An 18,536-nucleotide genomic window follows, 5' to 3' on the forward strand; every position below is an offset into this window, starting at 1 on the left:
AAAAAACCAGCCTGAAGCCTCCCCGCCCCTCGGTGGGGCGGGGGATCAAGCGAGCGCCAATCTCAAGTCTGACCTGATTACCCCTCGACGGGCGTCGCGTTGAGCCGGGCCACGGGGCCCAGGAGGGTGTAGGCCGCCGCCACGGCGAAGCAGCCCGAGGCCAGGCCCAGGGCCAGCCGAAGCCCGATGAAGTCCGAGAGGCTCGTCAGCACCAGCCCCGCGACCGGCATCAGGCCGAAGGTGGCAAGGCCTGCGATCGAGGAGACCCGCCCGCGCAGGTGGTCCGGCGCCCGCTCCAGCATGGTGGTGTTGGCCAGCCCGAAGAAGGTCGAGCTCGACACGGCCAGCAGGGCGATCAAGGGGGCCGCCATCGCGAAGTTGGCCGCCGCCGAGAGGCCCAACAGCGCGAGCACCATCCCCGTGCAGGCGAGCCCGATGCGCCCGAGGCGCTTCTCGCGCGCGACGTTGAGCAGGCCCAGCGCGCCGCCGAGCGAGCCCGCCCCCGTGATCGCCATCAACAGGCCCATCCCGTCGGGACCGAGGCCCAGGGTCCTGGTCGCGTACAGCGGCATCAGGATGGCGGTCAGGGGAAAGACGAAGACCGTGTTCGCCGCCATCAGGCCGATCATCGCGAGGGTCATGCGATCGGATCGCACGTAGGCGATGCCCTCCTTCATCCCGCTCGATCGCGCGGCCTCCTCGGCCTCGGTCCCCACCGCGCGCGGCTTGAGGGTGGTCAGGGACGTGATGAGCGCGAGGAAGCTCGCGGCGTTGACGAAGTAGGCGATCGCCGCCCCGAAGGCCCCGATCACCCAGCCCGCCACGGCGGGCCCCACCAGGCGCGTCGCGTGGAACACCGTCCGGTCCATGGCGATCGCGTCACCGATCTCGTCCTTCTCGACCAGCTCAGGCACCAGCGCCGAGACCGCGGGCATCTCGAAGGCCTGCACGACGCCCAGCACGACCGCGATCGCCATCACGTGCCACATGGCGACCTTGCCGGTCAAGAGCAGCCAGCCCATGGCCAGGGCGGTGGCGATCTGCACCAGCTGGGCGACGATCAGGATCGCGCGCTTGTCGTGACGGTCGGCGAAGACCCCGCCGGTCATGGTGAGCAGCAGCATGGGCACGCCCGAGGCGAAGTTGACCAGCCCCAGCATGAAGGCCGAGTGGGTGAGCTGGGCCATGACCCAGCCCTGGGCCATGTTCTGCATCCAGGTGCCCGCGACCGAGATGCCCTCGCCGATCATGTAGCGCCGGAAGGGGCCGGGGCGAAGAACGCTCACGGCCTTTCTGAATCCGGCGGGCTTTTCGGTGGTCACAGGGGCTCTCTTTCAGTGGTCACAAGGCTTTGAGGAAACTACCAGGGTAGCACGACCCATGCCCATCCTGCCACCTGATATGATGAGGAAAAGCCCGCTTGTTTGGATGAAGGAGGCGGCGATGCGCACGCTCGCGGCGACCCTGGCCATCGGCACCCTCGGCCTGGCGCTGTGCGCCCCGGCGGCCTCGGCCAACACCCTCACGCCCGACGGGGGCCTCTTCCCCAAGCGCGACAGCCTGTTCATCCAGGCCACCGACCTGCCCCTTCGCGAGGCCCTCATGCTGATCTGCGACAAGGGCGGCTACAACGTGGCCCTCTCGAGCGAGATCGGGCGCACCAAGGTGGACCTGAACCTGCGCGGGGTCACCCTCGACGAGGCGTTCACCAGCCTGCTTCTGGCCAACGGCCTCTCCTACAAGAAGAGCGGCAAGACCCTCGTCATCCGCCCCGGCGAGGAGTGAGCAGGTGACGGCGAGGGGCGCATTCGGTACGATAGAAGGCCCATGGGCCACCTGGACTCGCACTGCCACCTCGACTCAAGCGCCTTCGAGCCCGATCGGCTCGAGGTCGCTTCGCGCGCGATAGAGCAGGGCCTCTCGGATCTGATCGTGCCGGGGGTGACGGTTGCGGGCTTCGAGCGAAAGCCGCTCGCGGTCCCGGGGCTGCGGCTCCACTACGCCGCGGGCCTGCACCCCGCCTTCGACCACCCCCCAGACGGTCTCGATCGGCTGGAGGCCGCCCTGAAGACCGGGCGCTTCGTCGCCGTGGGGGAGACCGGGCTCGACAAGCGCTTCATGAGGCCCGAGAGCGAGGCCCTCTGCGCGGCCCAACTCGATCTCGCGTGCGCCTTCGAGCTGCCGGTGATCCTGCACGTGGTCCACACCCACGAGGCCGTGCTTTCCCTTCTCAAGGAGCGGCCAGGCCTCCGGGGGGTGGTGCACGCCTTTGCGGGCTCGCGCGAGGTGGCCGGGCGCTACCTGGGCCTCGGCTTCAAGCTGGGGCTGGGCGGGATCGGCACCTGGGAGAGCGCGCAGAAGCTGCGCAAGGCGATCGCAGGCTGTCCCTCGGACGGCTACGTGCTCGAGACGGACGCCCCGGATCTCTCGCCCGAGACGTGGCGCGGGCGCCGCAACGAGCCCTGCGCGCTCCTGGACGTGGCCGAGGCGGTGGCGCGGCTGCGCGGAGAAACCACGGAAGAAGTCCTGACCTGCTCGGACGCCAACGGGCGGGAGTTGTTCGGCATCAGTCAGAAAGAGGAGTCATGAGGCAGGAACTAGCGGAACGCACCCACATCCTGGTGGGCGAGACCGGGCTGGATCGCCTGCGCTCCGCCCACGTCCTGGTCGCGGGCGTCGGCGGGGTGGGCGGCGCGTGCGTGGAGGCCCTGGGCCGCGCGGGCGTCGGCACCCTGACCCTGATCGACATGGACGTGGTCGCCGCTTCCAACTGCAACCGCCAGGTGGTCGCCCTCACCTCCAGCGTCGGTCGCCCCAAGGTCGAGGTGATGGCCGAGCGCCTGCGCGACATCAACCCGGACATCAAGCTGAACCTCGTGCAGGAGCGCCTCTCGCCGGGCGAGGCCGCGAGCTTCCTTCCCGACGACGTGGACGTGGTGCTCGACTGCATCGACGCCCTCACCTCCAAGGTGGGGCTCATCAAGGCCGCCCAGGAGCGCGGCGTGTTCGTGGTGTCGAGCATGGGCGCCGGCGCGCGGGTGGACCCGACCCGGGTGAGGGTCGCCGACCTCCTCGAGACCTACGGCTGTCCCATGGCCACCGCCATGCGCAAGCTCAGCCGCCGGAACGGCATCCTGCCGGGGGTGCGGGCGGTCTTCTCGGACGAGCCCGCCCTTCCGCACGTCGCGCGCGAGTGGGTGCCCGGCGCCGGCCCCCAGAAGACCGTGAACGGCACCATCAGCTACATGCCGGGGACCTTCGGCTTCTTCGTGGCCTCGGAGGGGATCCGCCACCTCCTGGGCGACCTCATCCCGCCCCGCGCGGTGGTGGGGGCGCCGCCCCTGCGCCGCAAGACCAAGCAGGGCTAGGCAAGACAGGCCCCGGCGCGAGTCGCGCCGGGGCCTGTCTGCAAGAAGGCTAGGCCAGGTTGTAGGTGTTCATGATCGAGATCAGCTTGTCGTCGTAGCTGGGGTCCGTGGCGTAGATCCCGGTGATGTTGGTGGCGAACGCCTTGGGGTCCTTGTCCTTCTCGTACTGATCCATGGCCTTGGTGTAGTAGGACTTCAGCAAGACCTTGGCGTGCTCCTCGATCGCCTGGTCGAAGTTCTCGTACTTGGCGAAGTTGGCGTCGATCCGGATCCACTGGCCGTTCTCGTACTCCGAGGTGTTGACCGAGGTGGTGCCGGCGGGGCCCGAGCCCTTGATGCCGAAGACGTTGTAGCCGCCGATGGCGGACTTGCCCCAGCCCGACTCGAGGGCCGCCTGGGCGAGGGTGACCGCGGCCGGCACGCCGTACTTCTCTTCGGCGGCCTCGGCGGCGGGGCGCAGGACATCGAAGAACGCTTCCTTGTCGTTCGCCCCCAGCTGCTTGAGCTGCTCGGTGGTGACCGAGGCGAGGTTGGAGGCGGGCTTGGCTTCAGGCTTCGGCTCGGGCTTGGGGGCGTAGAGCCACGCGACCATGTCGTGAAGCGAGGAGATCATGGCGGTGAAGGCCCCGTAGACGGCCTTGGGACCAGCGACGGCGGGCTTGGCGGGCTCGGGGGCCTGGGCGGGCTCGGCGGCCTTGCCGGGGATGGTCAGGACCATGCCGGGGTAGATGACGTTCGGGTCCTTGATGACGCCCTTGTTGGCGGCGAAGAGTTCGGGCCAGCGATTGCCGTTGCCAAGCGTCTTCTGGGCGATCTTCGAGAGGCTGTCGCCCCCCTGGACGGTGTAGGTGCCGCCGCCCGCGCGGACGAAGGTGTCCTGGCCCAGGCTCGGCTCGGCGGCGGGGGGGGCGCCCGCGGGGGCAGCCACGGCCTGGTGCATCCGACCGAGCAGGGCGCGGTACGTGTTCGTCTGGTTCGTATCGGCTCCCTGGATGGCCATTTCCCGACCCCTTTCGCTAGACGCCCGACCCGGCTGGGTCATTAGCTTTCATATCGCCTGGCGGCTCCCGAGATCCGGTAAAGGCGGCTTGAAGTATTAGTTAACCCTTCACTAAGCAAGCAATCTGTCGGCAGGCCAGGCAGGCATGCTAGGATAAAAGGCCATGAAGACGAAGAAGCAGGCGGCACGTCGTGCCCAGATCCGCAGACGACGCATCTTCCTCGGGCTATGCCTGGCGGGAATCCTCTCGCTCGGCGCCTGGAGCGTCAAGCGTGCCATTCCCCCCGCGCGCCCCCGCCCCCCGCAGGCCGCCGTCGAGCGCAACGCCCAGGTGATCCGCCACGCCGCGGCCCTTCAGCAGGCGCTGGACACTTACGCCCGGGCGAACGGCGGCAAGGTCCCCCGCAGCGCCAAGGCCCTCAGGCGCGAGGTCCTCGAGGGCGACGCCTTCCCCAAGGACGCGGTCCCCATCCGCCTCCTGGACGATGCGAGCGGCGAGCCGCGCGAGGCCGACGTGGGCGGGCTCGGCTATTCGAGCACCGACGCTCGCCGCTACCGGCTGTACGGGGTCGGCCACGACAGGCTGGGCAAGCCCGCGATCATCATCCAGCTGGGCGAGCCCCTGCGCTGAGCAAGACGAATCCCCCGTCCCGGGCCCGGGACGGGGGATTCGTCGTACTTCGGGGTCAGTTGGCGACGCGGATCCGGCCGGTGGCGGGGGGAACGACCGTGGGGTGCGCCTTGATGGCCTCGAGGGCCACGTCGCGCAGCACCACGCCGGTGGGCCGGTAGTTCTTGCCCGTGGCGAAGGCCTCGTAGCCGTCGTTGCCCTGGGCCAGGTAATCGATGGTGGCGACCTTGTAGTAGCGCTTGGGGTCGAGGGGGACGCCGTTGACGCGGATGTCCGAGGCCTTGCCTTCCTCGACCGCGAAGGTGACGCCCGAGTACTGGAGCTGGGCCGCGCGCCCCGGGATGCCGGCCGCCTTGTCGATGAAGCCCTTCAGGACGGCGCCGTCCACGTCGAGGGTCACCAGGGCGTTGTCGAAGGGGAAGATGGTGAAGACGTCGCCGACCTTGATGGGGCCGGGCTGCAGGGCCGCGCGCAGGCCGCCCGCGTTCATGATGCCGATCTCGGCCTTGGCCCTCTCGCGCATGATGTCCGCGGTCCAGTTGCCCAGCTCGCAGTCCTTCTTGTACTTGCCGTCGGCCGAGAGGCCCTTGGGCGCGTCGCCGATGACGACCGCCATCCGCTCCTCGATCTTGTCGTTGTAGGCCTTGACGGTCTCGGCCACCTTCCGGTCGTCGGCGATGTCCTTGGTGACGGGCAAGAGCTTGCCCTCGTAGGAAACGACCTTGCCGCCGTCGACCTTGAGGTCGAGCTTGCCCACGTACTCGCCCCACTGGAAGCCCTGGACCACCAGCGTCCGCCAGTCGCCGTTCACGACCTCCTTCGGCTGATCCAGCTTGGTGTGCGAGTGGCCGCCGACGATCACGTCGATGCCCTTGACCTTGCCCGCGAGCGCCATGTCCTCGTCCAGGCCGCTGTGCGAGAGCATCACGACCAGATCCGAGCGCTTGCGCAGCTCGGCGGCGGTCTCTTGGGCGACCTTGAGGGGCGAGACGAAGGTGAAGCCCTTCTGGTTCTGCTTGGCGACCGCGCCCAGGGCGTCGAGGCCGAGCACCCCGAACACGCCGACCTTGAGGCCCCCGCGCTCGAAGACGTGGGTGCCCACGAAGATGGGCTTGCCGGTCCTGGGGTCGAGCAGGTTGGTCGAGATGAGCTTGAAGTTGCGGTTGGCCGCCTGCTTCTTGAGGTTGTCCAGCCCGTTGTCCAGGTCGTGGTTGCCCACGGTGGTCGCGTCGTAACCCGCCTGATCCATGGTGAGGTAGTCGGGCTCGCCGGCGAAGAAGTTGAAGAGCGGGGTGCCCTGGAAGGTGTCCCCGGCGTCCAGGACGAGCACCCGATCGAGGGAGCCCTTGAGCTGGGAGATGAGGGTGGCGCGGCGCGCGATGCCGCCCAGGTCCTTGCCCTGGCGGGTCTCGTAGGGCAGCAGGTGGTCGTGGGTGTCGTTGGTGTGCAGGATGGTCAGATCGACCGGAGCCGCCCAGGCCGGGACGGTCGCCGCCGTCCACGCGAGCACCATGCCGATTACGCCGAGTTTACGCACGCGGATCTCCTCATCGTCGGGGATAGACGGGCCAAGCGTCTCTTTTCCAGCCTGGGACGACACCATCTTAAGCCCGCGCCCCCATGGCTTGCAACCGGCGCGCGTCCCCAGGCGGCGGCGTGGCGGGGTTCGAGCGGGCATTCAGGCCCTCCGTGCTATAATACCGGGACCCCGGCTAGCAAGGGGAACCCGGCTTGCAAGAGGAGGACTCGCCCATGGTGTCGCTACCCGCACCCGTTCAAGAGCTCTGGAATGTCTGGCGGGAGATCGAGGGCAAGGCCGGCCAGCCCATGACCCTGGGCCTCGTGGCCGCCCCGGGCCCCGAGCGCGATCACTGGCGCGACGCCCTGCTCATCGGCAGCAGCAACGCCGAGCGACTCCATGCGATCGACCCCGACGAAGCGCACCCCGCCGTGGCCGACCTGTACCTGGTGCTGGTGACCAGCAGCAGCAGCGCGATCGCCCGCGAGATGCCGGCGCTCACGCACCTGGACCGCTCGAAGCTCGCGATCGCCCTGGTCGGCATCCCCGATCACCTGGCGGCCACCCGGGAGCGCGAGCTGATCCACGCCCTTTCGCTCGACGCCGATCAGGTCGTGCCCGTCGCCTCGCTCAAGGAGCTCGCGGGTCCCTTCGCCCGGGTGCTCTTCGATCGCTTCCCCGAGCTGGTAATCCCGCTGTCGCGCCAGTTCCCCATCTTCCGCCACGAGGCCGCGTGGCAGGAGGTGCAGGCCACCGCCAAGCAGAACGGCGTGGTGGGGGTGATCCCCATCCCGGGCGCCGACATGCCCCTGATGACCGCCAACCAGATCAAGATGATCCTTCGCATGGCGGCCATGTTCGACATGCCCCTCGGCGTCGATCGGGCCCGCGAGCTGCTCGCGGTGGTCGGCGGGGGGTTCGGGCTGCGCACCGCCGCGCGCCAGATCGCCAAGTTCGTCCCGGGGCCCGGCTGGATCCTGGGGGGCGCCATCGGCTACTCGGGCACGCTCGCCATGGGCAAGGCCGCCCTCGAGTACTTCCGCCACAGCGCCCCCTCGCACCAGGTGACGGTCACGACGACCGCCATCCCCGTGACCGACCAGCGCATGAGCGGCACCGAGGGCCCGGTCTAGCCCCATGGCCACCATCCTCGCCATCGAGACCTCCTGCGACGAGACCTCGGTCGCCGTCGTGAAGGACGGGACCGAGATCCTCTCCAACGTCATCGCCTCGCAGATCGACCTTCACCAGCGCTACGGGGGCGTCGTGCCCGAGGTCGCCTCGCGCGCCCACATGGAGGCGATCGGGGCGACCCTCGAGACGGCGCTCGGCGAGGCGGGAATCGCCTGGGGCGACGTGGACGCGGTGGCCACCACCTTCGGGCCGGGCCTCCAGGGCGCGCTCCTGGTCGGGCTGATGGCCGCCAAGGGTGCGGCGTGGGCGCGCGGCATCCCCTTGATCGGCGTGCATCACCTGGCCGCTCACATCTGGGCCAACAAGATGGCCCACCCCGACCTGCCCCTGCCCTTCCTGTGCCTGCTGGTCTCGGGCGGCCACACCTCCCTGGTGCGGGTGGACGGCCCCGAGCAGTTCACGACCCTGGGCGAGACCCGCGACGACGCCGCGGGCGAGGCCTACGACAAGACGGCGCGCCTCCTGGGCCTCGGCTATCCCGGCGGGCCCGTCATCGACCGGCTCGCCAACCAGGGCAACCCGACCGCCTACGACTTCCCGCGCGCGTGGCTGGACGGGGCCTCCGACTTCTCGTTCAGCGGCCTCAAGACCGCCGTCAGCCGCGTGATCGAGAAGAGCAACACCGCCGGCATGCCGCTCAGCATCCCGGACGTGTGCGCCTCCTTCCAGCGCGCCGTGGTGGACGTGCTGGTCAAGAAGGCGATCGCCGCCGCCGAGCGCGAGGGGATCACGGCTATCGCGGTGGCGGGCGGGGTCGCGGCCAACCGCGAGCTGCGCGAGCGCCTTTCGGCCGAGGCCGCCAAGCGCGGCTGGCGCTTCGTGGCGCCTCCCATGACGCTCTGCACCGACAACGCCGCCATGATTGCGGGGCTCGGGTACGAGCTGTTCAAGCGGGGTCGCTTCTCGGGAATGGACCTGGCCGCCATCTCGCGCCTGCCCCTCGAGAAGCTGGGCGTGGCCGCCTCTCGGGGTCGGTGACTCGCTCAAGCGAATGGTGGGCTTCCGCAACATCGCGGTGCATGACGACCAGAGTCTGCAGTTGCCCATCACCGTCAATGTGATCACGCAACACCTGGACGAATTCCTGCGCTATTCCGCAGCCATCCTCAAGCGAGATGCCCGCCCGACAGGAGAATAGACCTCGTGCCTCTCGTTCGGGCAAGGGAGGGTCATCATCCTCACACCGCGAGGGGATCGCACCTCGCGGCGCAAGCACCTCACCCCTGGCAGAATAACAGCATCAAGAGCGCACACCTCACCTCTCTGAGCAAGAAGAAGGCCCGCCGGACGCACACCCGGCGGGCCTTCTTCATTTCATGCGTCGAGGCGCGCGATCGCGGCGATCGCCCCGGGCTCGGGCGTCACGAACACCGCCTTCTCCTTCTCGTAGATGACCAGCCCCGGCTTGGCACCGGCGGGCTTCTTGAGGTGCCGCCGCTGGGTGAAGATGACGGGCACCTTGCCGCTCTCGCGCGCCTGGCTGTAGTAGGCCGCGAGCATGGCCGCCTCGTCGCGGGTTCGATCGGGCAGCTCGCTGCCGCTCGCGCGGACCAGCACGTGGGAGCCCGGGATGTTCTGGGTGTGGAACCACCAGTCGTCCTGGCGCGCGAGCTTCATGGAGAGCTGGTCGTTCTGGCGGTTGTTCTTGCCGACCAGCATCTCGAGCCCGTCGCTCGACACGAAGCGCATGGGCTCGGTCACGGGCGCGGCCTTCTTCGGCTGCTTGTACGCCGGCACCGGCTGGATCTCGGTGCGGATCTCGAGGAGCTCCTCGAGGCGATCGCTCAGGCGGATCGAAGTCTCGACCCCCTCCCAGTAGGCGAGATCGGCGTCCACCTCCGCCAGGAAGCGCTCGCTGGTCTCCAGCCCCCCCTTGGCCTTCTGGTAGCGCCTGAAGTAGCGCTGGGCGTTCTCCATGGGAGTCAGGCGCGGATCGAGCGGGATCGAGACCTTGGGCGATCCCTCCAGGTAGTAGTTCTCCGCCACCAGCGCCGTGCTGCGCGGCGCAAGGCCGTAGCCGTAGGCCTGGATCAGCTCGCCCCACTGGCGCAGCTCCTCGGCCTGGCGGCCGACCTCGACCGTCTCGACGAGACCGACCCTGCGGCTCTTGAGCTTGTCGAGCCGCTCGTTGACCAGGCTGGAGAGCTGCGCGCGCTGGCTGTCCAGGCGCTCCGAGGTCTCGCGCGCGCCGTAGTACGAATCGAGCATCTCGCTGATCGAGACCTCGGGCGTGGGCTCGGCCCCCACGGCGAGGACCCGGTACTCCCAGCCCGGCCCCGCGCTCAGCTCGGGGCGGAAGCGACGCCCGGCGAGGTGCTCCATCGCCGTCGTCCACACCGTCTCCAGGCGAGAAAGGGCATCGGCGTCGAGCGAGTCGGCCTTGGCCTTGGGGTCGATCCCTGCGGCCACGAGCAACTGGGCGATCGCAGCGCGGCTCAGCGAGTGGACCCCGGCGAGGATGGCACCCTCGGCCGTGCCGCCCTTCGCGAGCACCCCCCACAGCGCGCCGGGCGCAAGGCGCCTGGGATCCAGCTTGGCCTTCGAGATGGGGGGCGGATCGTAGGGCAGCCCCGGCATGATCTGGCGCTCGCGGCTGACGGCCTCGGTGACGGTCCTGAGGCTGCCCATGACCGTGCCCCACGGCTTGTCCAGCAGGATCAGGTTGGCGTGCTTGCCCGTGATCTCGGCGACGAGCGCCCGCTCGGTCGCATCTCCCAGCTCGTCGCGGCCCGCCGTCACGATCTGCACCACGCGCTCGAGCTCGAGCTGCTCGATGCGCAGGATCCGGCTGCCCTCCAGGTGCTTGCGCAGGAGCATGCAGAACATGGGAGGCTGGGCGGGGTTCTCGTAGCGCCGCTGGGTCAAGTGCAGGCGCGCGTAGTTCCCCCGGATCGAAAAGAGCAAGCGCAGGTTACGCCCTTCGCCCCGGAGGTTCCAGACCATCTCGTGGGCGGTGGGCAGGTGGATCCTGTCGATGCGAGCCCCCGTGCAAACGCGCTGGAGCTCGGCGACGACGGCGGCGAGAGTGAGGCTGTCTTGGATCTGCATCTCTCGATTATAGCGCGCAAGTTTCGCCCGAAGCCGGCGATAATCCGGAAAGAGATGATGGCGAGGTAAAGAACCGTTTAGTTTTTAAGGCCGCTTTAATTCATTAAGTCAAAATTAAGGTCTTGCTAAATTCTTAATCCACCGCTAAAATTCCCTGAACGTTCACCCACCCTTCCTAGCATGAGGTATGACTGGATGAAGAAGCTGTCCCTGGTTGCCGGTTCGCTCGCGATGGCCCTCCTCGCCGGCTGCTCCACCAGCTCGGTGATGAACACCGGCTTCAACAGCAGCGACACGTCGAGCGACTTCCGCGCGGACGGCGTCTCCAAGTCCGAGGTCGTGGTCCGCTTCAACACCGCCTCGGTGCAGGGTCTCCCCTACACGGTCAAGAAGACGATCAAGGGCATCAACGCCAGCGTCCTCGTCGTGCCCGCGGGCAAGACCCCCGAGCAGGTCATCGCCGACGTCAAGGCCAAGTACGCGGTGAAGTACGCTCAGCCCGTCAACCGCATCGTCATGGACGCCTACGACGACCCCATGATCAAGGACCAGTACTCCCTCAACATCACCAACGCCCTCAAGGCCTGGGATGTCCAGAAGGGCAAGATGGACACCATGATCGCCGTCATCGACAGCGGCGTCGACATGACCCACCCCGACCTCAAGGACAAGATCGTCAAGTCCTACAACGTCTTCACCAAGGACAGCAAGGTCAAGGACGATAACGGCCACGGCACCCACTGCGCCGGCATCGCGGCCGCAGCGGTCGGCAACGGCGTCGGCACCGCGGGCGTCGCCCCCGGCTGCGGCCTGATGGCGGTCCAGGTCCTCAACTCCCAGGGCGGCGGCAGCGACCAGACCATCGCCGACGGCATCGTCTGGGCGGCCGACAACGGCGCCAAGGTCATGACCATGAGCCTCGGCCTCTACAAGAGCAGCAAGGTCATCGAGGACGCCCTCCAGTACGCCCTCGACAAGGACGTCCTCCTCTGCGCCTCGGCCGGCAACAACAACGCCCAGAACGACCCGGTGACCGCGCCCCACCTGCCCTCGACCTACCCCGGCGTGGTCGAGGTGGCCGCCACCGACGCCAAGGACCAGAAGGCCTCCTTCTCGAACTGGGGCAAGACGGTCGTCGTCGCGGCCCCCGGTCACCAGATCCTCTCGACCGTTCCCACCTATGCCAACGGCACCGGCAAGACCTCGTACGCCACGATGAGCGGCACCTCGATGGCCTCGCCCTTCGCCGCCGGCGTCGCGGGCCTCATCCGCAGCCAGCACCCCGAGTGGAACCGCGAGCAGGTCCGCAAGGCCATGGAGACCGCCGTCACCGACCTCGGCGACAAGGGCTTCGACCAGTACTTCGGTCACGGCCGCGTCGACGCGCTCAAGGCCGTCAGCCTCTAAGCCAGCCCTACCTAGCGAGGGGCCCCCGGTTGAACCGGGGGCCCCTCGCTTTCGTCTGCCTGCTAGAAGGGGGTGGCGTCGTCCGGCATGCCCGCCTCGATCCAGTCGAGCACGGTCCGGGTCTGCGCCTCGCTCAAGAAGCCCGTCGCCGGCTGCGCCTTCGCGCTCGCGTCGGCCTGGACCATGGTCTTGATGAGGGTCTTCTTGGAGCGGTCGAAGGAGTAGGTACCCAGTTGCTTGAGCCCGTCGGCGAAGACCTGGCCCTTCTGCTGGACGTGGCACTGGTAGCAGCGCTGGTCGCCCGTGATCGGCTTGACGTCGCTCGAGTAGGTGCGGGTCTTGGCGGCCTGGACCAGGCTGACACGGTTGGTGCAAGCGGTCGAAAGGGCGAGGGCGAGCGTCAGCGCGAGGGCCAGGGCGTGTTTCATCGGAATGCCTTTCCTAGTCCGGGAATCCAGCGACATGTACCACCGAGAAACAGCAAGCTATCAAGGCCAAAGGGCGCTTAACGCGCCCGTTCGAGAGGTATATTGCCGGAAAGGAGACGCCCCATGCCGTTGCTGAACCGAATCCTCGTCTGCGCCATGGCCGCCGCGCTGCTCACAGCGGCTCCCCGGACCGCCTCGGCGGAGCTGAACGGCGACCCCGTCAAGGGCAAGCGCCTCTTCATGACCGCGGGCGACAGCGGTAGGGCCTGCATGTCGTGCCATCCCAGGGGCCTCACCACCAAGGAGATCGTGCGAGGCAAGCAGGTCCCGAACCTGACCGAGCGCGCCGGCCAGATCAGCGAGAAGCGCCTGATCGTCAAGGCCCTCAAGCACATGGAGGAGAACGCGGCCCTCGACCTGAGCGACGAGCAGTTCCTCGATCTGATCACCTTCGTCTCTCAGCTGCCGACCAAGGGATTCGGCGACGTGCCGCCCGAATGGCAGGAGTACGTCAACGCCAGGTTGAAGAAAGCGGGCATCCAGTGAGTTCCGACAAGGAAGCCAGTGCCCCCATGCGCTCTCTCGATACCCGGACGCTCGCCCTCGGGGCCCTCGCGCTGGGCATCCTCGGCGCCTCGGCAGGCCCCGCCTTCGCCAGTCAGTTCGACTACGGCACCCCGGACATCCCGTCGCCCCTCTCCACCAAGAAGGGACAGATGTTCCTGCGCATGTCGCACCGCTACAATGCCCAGGCCTTTCCCTCGGACAGCGCCCCGGCGCTCTCGGCGGGGCTCGGGCTCACCAATGCCCTGACCCTGGACCTCTACGGGTCGACCCGAAACCACCCCCTGGACGGCGAATTAGGCCTGCGCTACCAGCTTCTGGACGAGTACGACGACGCCCCCTTCGCCCTCGCGCTCCGGGGCGCCTATTCGACCCACATGACGGGCAGCGGCATCGGCGAGGTGATCGCCTCGAGGAACAACGTCTTGCCGGGCCTCGGCGTGGGGCTCGTGGGGCGCTACTTCAGCTACGTGGCCGACTTCAACGACCCGGGCTGGATGACGGCTGCGGGGATGGGCCTCTCCTACGCGCTCGCCGAGGGGCTCAACCTGGTGGGCGACGTGGTCGCCCCCCTGGACCGGAGCGTCGTCGACCGGTACGGCTTCAACTGGACGGCCGGCCTGCAGTGGTGGATGCCCGACACGCCGCACGTCCTGGTGCTGATGGTGGGCCGCATGGGGCCCGGCACGACCTACGGCCGGACCTTCTCGCCCGACAGGGACACGCTGCGCGTCGGCTTCGAGTACCACGCCCACTTCGACGCCCCGTTCCTCCCCCGGCGCACCATCGTGTTCCAGGGCAAGAACGAGGAGAACTAGACTCGGGCCTCGAGGGCGGCACTCTCCTGGCGCCTGAGCACCACGATGGAGATGTCGTCGAGCTGCTCGGACATCCAGGCACGCACCTCGGCCAGGATCCGGGCCTTGATCTCGTCGACCTCCAGGTGAGCATACCGGGCGAGGGCAGCCTCGAGGCGCTCCATGTCGTACTGCTCCTCGTCGGCGTTCTTGGCCTCGATGAGCCCGTCGGTGTAGAGCAGCATGACGTCGTTGGGGGCCATCTCGAAGGTGTAGTCGAAGGTCATCTCGCGCACGTCCGGCACGAACCCCGTCCAGAAGCCCTGGGTCTCGATGAGGTCGACCTTGCCGGTCGCGGCGCGGTAGATCAAAACGTCGCAGTGCATTCCCGCCGCGACGAAGCGGCCATCGCCCAGGTGGTGGATGACCTGGAGGGTCATGTAGTTGTCGTTCCGCAGGCGGTACTTGACGTTCTGGTGAAGGGTCTGGTTGAGGCGGCTCAAGAGCTCGCTCGGAGAGGCGTCGGGGTCCTCGGCCACCAGCGCGGTGAACATGGACTGCGCCATCATCATGACCAGGCCCGGCGTCAGGCCGTGGCCCGTGACGTCCCCCACCGCGAGCCAGTAGCGGCCGTCCTCCTGCGGGAAGTAGTCGATCATGTCCCCGCCGACCTCGGTGGCGGTGATGAGCTCCATGCTCATCTCGTAATCGGGGACCGTGGTGTCGGTGGGGATGAGCGCCGTCTGGATGCGGGTGGCGATCTCCATCTCCTTGCCCATCTGCGCCAGCTGCGCCTGCTGCTTCTCCTTGACGGCCGCCATCTTGTAGAGCTCGACCTGCTGCTTCTCCTTCTGGACCTCCACGCCCATGATCCGGCGCGAGACGAGGACCACGATGGCGATGCCGAGCGCCAGCGAAAGGGCACAGGCAAGTGCGAACTGCCGGATGGCGTCTCGGATCTTGCGGGTGGTCGCCTTGTGCTCGGCCTCGATGACCTTCTCGTTGAGGGTGGTCAGCTCGTGGGTCAAGAAGCCCATGACCTGGCTGGTCAGTGCCGTCCCCCTGGTGGCCTTCAGCTTGAAGGCGTCCTGGGCGTGCCCGCGGTCGACCAGATCGATGATCTCCTCGTTGAGACCGGCCCATTCCTTGACCGCGGGCCTGATCTTGCCGTCGACCTCGGCCTTCTGCTCGTCGGTGGTGAAGAAGCGCGACAGCGCACGGACTCCGGCCTTGACGTTGAGGGCCTCGTCGGCCAAGTCCGGATAGATCTTCTCGCGCTCGGCGGCGCTCGCGGCGAAGATGTAGCGGGTCTGCAGCTCGTCGGCGCGCAAGAAGCTCGTCACGATGTAGGAGGCGCCCTGGTTGTTGCCGCTGCTCGAGAGCAGGGAGTCGATGCTCGCGTTGATCTGTCCCATCGAGCGGTAGATGCCCACGGCCACCAGGACCAGCACCAGGGCGAAGACCAGGGTCCCGATCATGAAGCCCTTGGCCGTCGAGGACTTCTTGAGGGTGGTGAGCAGGGCGTCTTTTTCCATCGACCGTTCCTTGGTTCTGTTCGCCGGGGCCCGAAACATCCGGCCTCTCATACCCTGGACGCTTGCTTACCAAACTGAGCCGATCCCGCCTGAACCAAGGTCGTCAGAGGTTACAAGCGAACTTGCGGGGGTACAGTCTTTCGGTCGCTCGGCGCGTGGCGGTTAGGCGAGCGAGGGTAACGGGTACACACGTCGGGTCATCCCGCGGGTATTTTCTACGGAGGGTTTCGGATGCGCTTCAAACTCGGCATGCTGCTCGGCCTCGGTTCGACGGTTGTGGTAGCGATCGCGGGGTGCACCGCCTCGACCCCCGCAAGCACGCCGCTCACCACCACCTCGGTCGACCAGTACGTCGCGCGTGGAAAGTACCTCGCCGACATCGGCGAGTGCATCTCGTGCCACACGCCGATCGGCGCGCAGGGCCCCGTCATGGCGAAGATCGGCGAGGGCGGCAATGCCTGGTTCGACCCCTCCCGCGGCATCGGCATCTCACCCAACCTGACGCCCTACGACGGCAGCAAGGTCAAGACCCTTGACGCCCCCGAACTCGCCGAGTACTGGGCCGAAGTCTCCTCGCTCAAGCTCCCCGATGGTCAGTACGCCCCCAAGCTTATTGGGCCCATGCCCGCTCTTGCCAAGTACGAGAAGGAAGACCTCAAGGCGATCGCCTACTACTTCAAGGGCCTCCAGGGCAAGGCGCCCACCAACCCGGCGCTCAAGTCGTTCTCCTTCCTCGAGGCTGCGGCCAGCGCGTCCATGCAGACCAAGTGGCCCTACCCCGCAGGCCAGCAGGCGGACAGCCAGGGCACGGAGATCCCCGGCCTGTTCGAGGGTCCCGCCAACTTGACGCTCAACCAGGCCAAGGTCACCGAGCTCATCAACGCCGCCTCGGCGAGCGCCGCCACCGCTCACTAGCCCCCACGCACGCGTCACGCCTCGACACCCCGCCCTCTTTTCCGGGCGGGGTGTCCTACATCTTCACGCAAGCATCGTCTTCGTGCCGTTACGGGACGGTTATCCGGTGGCATAAGATCCCCAGGCCGCTTTCAGCATCCGGAGGACGGATTGAGAAGCAGGACGCGCAACCTGATCGCTGCCGGCATCGCGCTCGTCTCGGGCGCGGCGCTCATCGCGTGCGCCCCCGCCTCCCCCGTCCCGCAAGCCGTCACCCCCTCCCTTGGCGCCAAGAGCGCGGCCCACCTCCTGATCGGTACCGTCACCTTCCCCGGGCGCCAGACGCTCGTCACCGGTGGCGCAGTGATCGATCGGGCCACCGTGACCCTGTACGATGCCGCGAACCAGGCCGTCGCCGTCGGCCAGACGAACGCGGCAGGCGCCTTCAGCCTCGACCCCGGCACCGCCTTTGCCCCCAACGCCGGCAGCACCTACATGCTCGATTGCTACAAGCCCCTCGCGGCCGGCGGGGTGGGTGCGGACGTGGCGCGGCTGAGGACCGTGGTCGCATGGACGGGCAGCGGCTGGAACAGCGTCTCCGGGACGAACGTCGTCGTCGACGCCCTGACCACCACCGTCTGCGTCATCCAGGGCCTGCAGGCAGGTAGCCTTCAGCCGACGGATCTCCTCGGTACGGTCGGCGCCGGCGTGGTGACGAGCCGCAAGAGCGCGATCGCGGACCAGTGGAGCGCCGTGAACGCCCTGGTCACCGACCTGCTCGCCAAGGACCAGGACCCCGTCGCGCGACTGGCATGCGCGAGCGGCCGCTACTACGTGCAGCCCGACGCCACCTCGGTCGTCAAGCTCGAACGCTTCGATGCGGGCACCTTCACCGACACGGCCATGGATGCGGGGGGGGCCCTGCAACTCGTCGGCCCCAAGCCCGATCCGAGCGATCCGGCCTCCGAGATCGCCTACTTCCCGGTCACGAACTCCGGGAACGATGGCGTCCCGATGATCGTGAGCGATGGAACCTACCTTTACACGCGCACCTGGAGCGCGAGCTACGCCAACACCTCCGCCGACGCGATGAAGTGGAAGAAGTTCGGCACCGGTTACAACGGCACCACCCGGGGCACCTACGCCGCCACCCTCGGCAGCGCCACCTACGCGGCGTGCACCTCGGCGTTCTACTGGAACGGCGGGATTTACCAGCCCATCGGGGTCGCCAGCCAGTTCCAGCGAATCGACACGACCACGGGTGCCCAGACCGCCGTCAACACCACGGCGACGACGATCGAGCGCTCGCGAGGGATCCCCGGGCCACCGCAGCTGTTCACGAGCGACGGGACCTACGTCTACAACGTCGCCTACGGGATCAACGCGAGGACCACCACCGACTACAACGGCTTCACCGTCCAGGTCCTGAACCCGGCGACCGGTTTCTCGCTGGTCCGGCAGTTCACCATGGACACCGACTCGTTCTACGCGGATGGCCTCTTCTGCGACGGCACCTACCTCTATCCGATTGAGTACCAGACGGGCAGCCCCAGGATCCGACGCTACCGTCTCTCGGACGGCGTGCGCGAGGCTGAGTGGACCTTTCCCCAGAGCCATCCGGTGGGGGGCTCACCCTACCCCTTCGATGCGGCGGCGAACGATCCGCTCGCCGGCACCTGGGATTCGGTCAACAAGGTCTTCTGGATCGGCAACCTGAGCAACGACAAGATCCACCTCCTGCGCGGCGGCACCTACACCAGCGCCGGGACTTACGTCTCGGCCCCCCTCGACTCGCTCTCGGGCGCTCCCCACTACGGCCGCCTGAGCTGGAGCGCGACCATGGCCGCCGGCACCAGCCTCTCATTCAAGGTGCGCTCGGCCAGCACCCTCGCCGACCTGGCTTCGGCCACCTGGTACGGGCCCACCGGCACCGGCGACAGCTACGGCGCCTCGGGCACTTCCCTCAACGCCGTCCACGCCAAGCACCGCTACCTCCAGGTCCAGGCCTCTCTCGCCTCGACCAACCAGGACAACTCCCCCAAGCTCCAGGCCCTGAGCGTGGAGGTGCTGCCATGACGCGCCGCCTCCTGCACCTCGCCCTGGCCGCCACCCTCCTCACGACGGTGGCCTGTCAGCCAGCGAGCCTCACCA

At 67.9% G+C, this 18,536-nt stretch carries 18 protein-coding genes; 12 read left to right on the forward strand and 6 right to left on the reverse strand.

The genetic code is table 11. The features are described 5' to 3' along the window. Positions 1 to 77: 77 nt before the first annotated feature. Complete coding sequence (locus V6D00_11610) at positions 78 to 1,286, reverse strand: MFS transporter (GenBank protein ID HEY9899820.1); 1,209 nt, start codon at positions 1,284 to 1,286, stop codon at positions 78 to 80. A gap of 157 nt (positions 1,287 to 1,443) precedes the next feature. Here V6D00_11610 and V6D00_11615 point away from each other — a divergent pair, with 157 nt between their 5' ends. The 3 genes from V6D00_11615 to V6D00_11625 are packed head-to-tail and all read left to right on the forward strand — an operon-like array spanning position 1,444 to position 3,368. After that, a complete protein-coding gene (locus tag V6D00_11615) occupies positions 1,444 to 1,785 on the forward strand; it encodes an STN domain-containing protein (GenBank protein HEY9899821.1) in 342 nt (113 codons plus the stop codon). A gap of 42 nt (positions 1,786 to 1,827) precedes the next feature. Beyond that, on the forward strand, positions 1,828 to 2,589 hold the full coding sequence (locus V6D00_11620) for a TatD family hydrolase (GenBank protein HEY9899822.1): 762 nt from the start codon (positions 1,828 to 1,830) through the stop codon (positions 2,587 to 2,589). Then, on the forward strand, positions 2,586 to 3,368 hold the full coding sequence (locus V6D00_11625) for a tRNA threonylcarbamoyladenosine dehydratase (GenBank protein ID HEY9899823.1): 783 nt from the start codon (positions 2,586 to 2,588) through the stop codon (positions 3,366 to 3,368). Before V6D00_11620 ends, V6D00_11625 begins: the two co-directional genes overlap by 4 nt. A 49-nt stretch (positions 3,369 to 3,417) precedes the next feature. Here V6D00_11625 and V6D00_11630 read toward each other — a convergent pair whose 3' ends face one another. Beyond that, entirely contained in the window at positions 3,418 to 4,368 is a 951-nt protein-coding gene (locus V6D00_11630) for a glucosaminidase domain-containing protein (protein ID HEY9899824.1), read from the reverse strand. A 163-nt stretch (positions 4,369 to 4,531) separates the two neighbouring features. On the opposite strand from V6D00_11630, the gene V6D00_11635 reads away from it, so the two are divergent. Further along, a complete protein-coding gene (locus tag V6D00_11635) occupies positions 4,532 to 4,999 on the forward strand; it encodes a hypothetical protein (GenBank protein HEY9899825.1) in 468 nt (155 codons plus the stop codon). Positions 5,000 to 5,054: 55 nt separating this feature from the next. Here the strand turns inward: V6D00_11635 and V6D00_11640 are convergent, their stop codons facing one another. After that, entirely contained in the window at positions 5,055 to 6,536 is a 1,482-nt protein-coding gene (locus tag V6D00_11640; protein HEY9899826.1) for a bifunctional UDP-sugar hydrolase/5'-nucleotidase, read from the reverse strand. Between the two features lie 218 nt (positions 6,537 to 6,754). Here V6D00_11640 and V6D00_11645 point away from each other — a divergent pair, with 218 nt between their 5' ends. From V6D00_11645 to V6D00_11655, 3 genes are read left to right on the forward strand one after another with little or no spacing between them, the layout of a single operon-like run. Further along, the gene (locus V6D00_11645; protein ID HEY9899827.1) at positions 6,755 to 7,651 is read left to right on the forward strand and encodes a DUF697 domain-containing protein; all 897 of its coding nucleotides are present in this window, start codon (positions 6,755 to 6,757) and stop codon (positions 7,649 to 7,651) included. A 4-nt stretch (positions 7,652 to 7,655) separates the two neighbouring features. Next, the gene (gene tsaD, locus V6D00_11650; protein HEY9899828.1) at positions 7,656 to 8,690 is read left to right on the forward strand and encodes a tRNA (adenosine(37)-N6)-threonylcarbamoyltransferase complex transferase subunit TsaD; all 1,035 of its coding nucleotides are present in this window, start codon (positions 7,656 to 7,658) and stop codon (positions 8,688 to 8,690) included. Continuing rightward, entirely contained in the window at positions 8,575 to 8,850 is a 276-nt protein-coding gene (locus V6D00_11655) for a HepT-like ribonuclease domain-containing protein (protein ID HEY9899829.1), read from the forward strand. Before tsaD ends, V6D00_11655 begins: the two co-directional genes overlap by 116 nt. Positions 8,851 to 9,026: 176 nt before the next feature. Here the strand turns inward: V6D00_11655 and V6D00_11660 are convergent, their stop codons facing one another. Then, a complete protein-coding gene (locus tag V6D00_11660) occupies positions 9,027 to 10,760 on the reverse strand; it encodes an NFACT RNA binding domain-containing protein (GenBank protein HEY9899830.1) in 1,734 nt (577 codons plus the stop codon). 195 nt (positions 10,761 to 10,955) lie between these two features. Between V6D00_11660 and V6D00_11665 the strand changes: the two genes are divergently transcribed. After that, complete coding sequence (locus V6D00_11665; protein HEY9899831.1) at positions 10,956 to 12,167, forward strand: S8 family serine peptidase; 1,212 nt, start codon at positions 10,956 to 10,958, stop codon at positions 12,165 to 12,167. A gap of 62 nt (positions 12,168 to 12,229) precedes the next feature. Here the strand turns inward: V6D00_11665 and V6D00_11670 are convergent, their stop codons facing one another. Beyond that, a complete protein-coding gene (locus tag V6D00_11670; protein ID HEY9899832.1) occupies positions 12,230 to 12,595 on the reverse strand; it encodes a hypothetical protein in 366 nt (121 codons plus the stop codon). Positions 12,596 to 12,718: 123 nt separating this feature from the next. On the opposite strand from V6D00_11670, the gene V6D00_11675 reads away from it, so the two are divergent. Both V6D00_11675 and V6D00_11680 read left to right on the forward strand, forming a co-directional pair. After that, on the forward strand, positions 12,719 to 13,141 hold the full coding sequence (locus tag V6D00_11675) for a hypothetical protein (GenBank protein ID HEY9899833.1): 423 nt from the start codon (positions 12,719 to 12,721) through the stop codon (positions 13,139 to 13,141). A 26-nt stretch (positions 13,142 to 13,167) separates the two neighbouring features. Further along, on the forward strand, positions 13,168 to 13,977 hold the full coding sequence (locus tag V6D00_11680) for a hypothetical protein (GenBank protein ID HEY9899834.1): 810 nt from the start codon (positions 13,168 to 13,170) through the stop codon (positions 13,975 to 13,977). Here the strand turns inward: V6D00_11680 and V6D00_11685 are convergent. Beyond that, positions 13,974 to 15,491, reverse strand: a complete 1,518-nt coding sequence (locus V6D00_11685; protein ID HEY9899835.1) for a PP2C family protein-serine/threonine phosphatase — start codon at positions 15,489 to 15,491, stop codon at positions 13,974 to 13,976. The two genes, V6D00_11680 and V6D00_11685, sit on opposite strands and share 4 nt — an antisense overlap. Before the next feature lie 231 nt (positions 15,492 to 15,722). Between V6D00_11685 and V6D00_11690 the strand changes: the two genes are divergently transcribed. Both V6D00_11690 and V6D00_11695 read left to right on the forward strand, forming a co-directional pair. After that, positions 15,723 to 16,406, forward strand: a complete 684-nt coding sequence (locus V6D00_11690; protein HEY9899836.1) for a hypothetical protein — start codon at positions 15,723 to 15,725, stop codon at positions 16,404 to 16,406. A 150-nt stretch (positions 16,407 to 16,556) separates the two neighbouring features. After that, the gene (locus V6D00_11695; GenBank protein HEY9899837.1) at positions 16,557 to 18,461 is read left to right on the forward strand and encodes a hypothetical protein; all 1,905 of its coding nucleotides are present in this window, start codon (positions 16,557 to 16,559) and stop codon (positions 18,459 to 18,461) included. Positions 18,462 to 18,536 lie beyond the last annotated feature (75 nt).

The organism is Pantanalinema sp. (genome assembly GCA_036704125.1).
Taxonomy (GTDB): Bacteria; Cyanobacteriota; Sericytochromatia; order S15B-MN24; family UBA4093; genus JAGIBK01.